Source organism: Micromonospora sp. WMMD736, assembly GCF_049179015.1.
Classification (GTDB): domain Bacteria; phylum Actinomycetota; class Actinomycetes; order Mycobacteriales; family Micromonosporaceae; genus Micromonospora.
Window position 1 is genome coordinate 1 of sequence record NZ_JBMHMI010000041.1, and the last position, 1950, is coordinate 1950.

The window sequence follows — 1950 nt, forward strand, 5'->3', positions numbered from 1 at the left end:
TGCAGCGCGTCGGGCGCGAACTTCGCCAGCGCTCCGGCGGCCAGCACGGCCGACTCCAGGTAGGGCACCGCGGCCAGCTGACGGCCCAGTGCCACCAGCACGGCGACCTGCTCGAGCACGCCGAAACCGCCACCGCCCACCGATTCTGGTGCTGCGGTGGACAGCACGTCGGCGTCGATCAGCTTGCCCCACAGCGCGCGGTCGAACCGTTGGTCGAGACCGTCGAGTTCACGCTGGTGCTCGGGTGTGCACACCGCATCGGTGACGGTACGTACCAGCCCGCCGAGATCGGCGGCGGCTTCGGTTGACTTGAAGTCCATCTGATCGTCCCGTCCTTACCGGTTGGCCCGCGGCAGGCCGAGTGCCACCATGCCGATGATGTCGCGCTGAATCTCGTTGGTACCGCCGCCAAACGTCAGTATCAGACACGAGCGGTGCATCCGCTCGATCCGCCCGCGCAGCAGCGCGCCCGGCGAGCCGGTGCGCAGGGTGGCAGCGGTGCCGAGCACCTCCATCAACAGCCGGTAGGCCTCGGTGGCCAGCTCGGTGCCGAACACCTTGGCCGCCGACGCGTCGGCAGGCGAGGGCGCCGCGTCGTCGGATGACGCCAGCTCCCAGTTGATCAGCTTGAGCACCTCGGCCTTGGCGTGGACCCGGGCCAGGTTGAGTTGCACCCACTCCGAGTCGATCAGCCGGCCGCCGTGGGCGTCCTTGGTGTTCTGGGCCCACTCCCGGACACCGTTGAGCGCGACGAAGATCGGTTGGGCCGACACCAGTGCCACCCGTTCGTGGTTGAGCTGGTTGGTGACCAGCTTCCAGCCCGCGTTCTCCTCGCCGACAAGGTTGGTGACCGGCACCCGCACGTCGGAGTAGTAGGTGGCGCTGGTGTCCACTCCCGCCATCGTGTGCACCGGTGTCCAGGAGAAACCCTCGGCGGTGGTGGGCACGATCAGCATCGAAATGCCGCGGTGCTTCTTGGCGTCGGGGTTGGTGCGGGCGGCCAGCCACACGTAGTCGGCGTAGGCGATCAGGCTGGTCCACATCTTCTGGCCGTTGATGATGTAGTCGTCGCCATCCCGCACCGCCGACGTGCGCAGCGCGGCCAAGTCGGTGCCGGCCCCGGGTTCGGAGTAGCCGATCGAGAAATGCAGCTCGCCCGCGGCGATCTTGGGCAGGAAGAACTTCTTCTGTTCCTCGGTGCCGAACGCCATGATCGTCGGCGCGACGCTGTTGATGGTCAGGAACGGCACCGGGACGTTGGCGATCGCCGCCTCGTCGGTGAAGATCAGCGCGTCCATCGGGGTGCGAGCCTGCCCGCCGTACTCCTCGGGCCAGCTCAGCGTCAGCCAGCCGTCCTTGCCCATCTGAGCGACGGTGTCCCGGTAGACGTTGCCGCGGCCCATCTCGCCGTCGTTGGAGGCCAGCGCCTCGGCCCGCTCCGGGGTCATGAGCGCGGTGAAGTACGCACGCAGTTCGCGGCGCAGTTCCTCCTGCTCGGGGGTGTAGCCGATCCGCATCGCCTCATCCTCACTGTTCACCCGTCGACAACCCTGGTTGTAACACGTTCTATTCTTGGGGTCCAGCGGCTGTGCTCGTATTCTGGCGGCAGGCCGTCAGCCCAGGCTCAAGGAGGTTGTGATGCGAGTAGAAGTTGACCGCGACCGCTGCGAGGGAAATGCAGTCTGTCTCGGAATCGCCCCCGATCTGTTCGATCTCGACGATGAGGACTACGCCGTGGTCAAAGTCGACCCGGTGCCCGCCGACCAGGAGGACCTGGCCGAGCAGTCGATCGCCGAGTGCCCGCGTGCCGCCCTGATCCGCAAAGACTAGAGGTATTCATAAATTGACCGACATCTCAGCTGACGACTCGATCGATCTGTCCGGCCGCGTCGCCGTGGTCACCGGCGCCGCCGCGGGGTTGGGCCGCGCCGAAGCGATTGGCCTGGCGGT

The 1950-nt window shown here is 67.0% G+C and carries 3 protein-coding genes; 1 reads left to right on the top strand and 2 read right to left on the bottom strand.

Annotated elements, in window-relative coordinates; all coding sequences use genetic code 11:
* A partial coding sequence (locus ACN269_RS33225) for an acyl-CoA dehydrogenase family protein (protein ID WP_421477069.1) occupies window positions 1–320 on the bottom strand: 320 nt, incomplete at its 3' end.
* Between the two features lie 15 nt (window positions 321–335).
* Window positions 336–1517 (bottom strand): acyl-CoA dehydrogenase family protein, encoded by a 1182-nt coding sequence (locus tag ACN269_RS33230; RefSeq protein WP_421477073.1) that lies wholly within the window; start codon window positions 1515–1517, stop codon window positions 336–338.
* Window positions 1518–1638: 121 nt separating this feature from the next.
* Here ACN269_RS33230 and ACN269_RS33235 point away from each other — a divergent pair, with 121 nt between their 5' ends.
* Window positions 1639–1830 (top strand): ferredoxin, encoded by a 192-nt coding sequence (locus tag ACN269_RS33235; protein WP_421477071.1) that lies wholly within the window; start codon window positions 1639–1641, stop codon window positions 1828–1830.
* The last annotated feature ends 120 nt before the right edge of the window (window positions 1831–1950 follow it).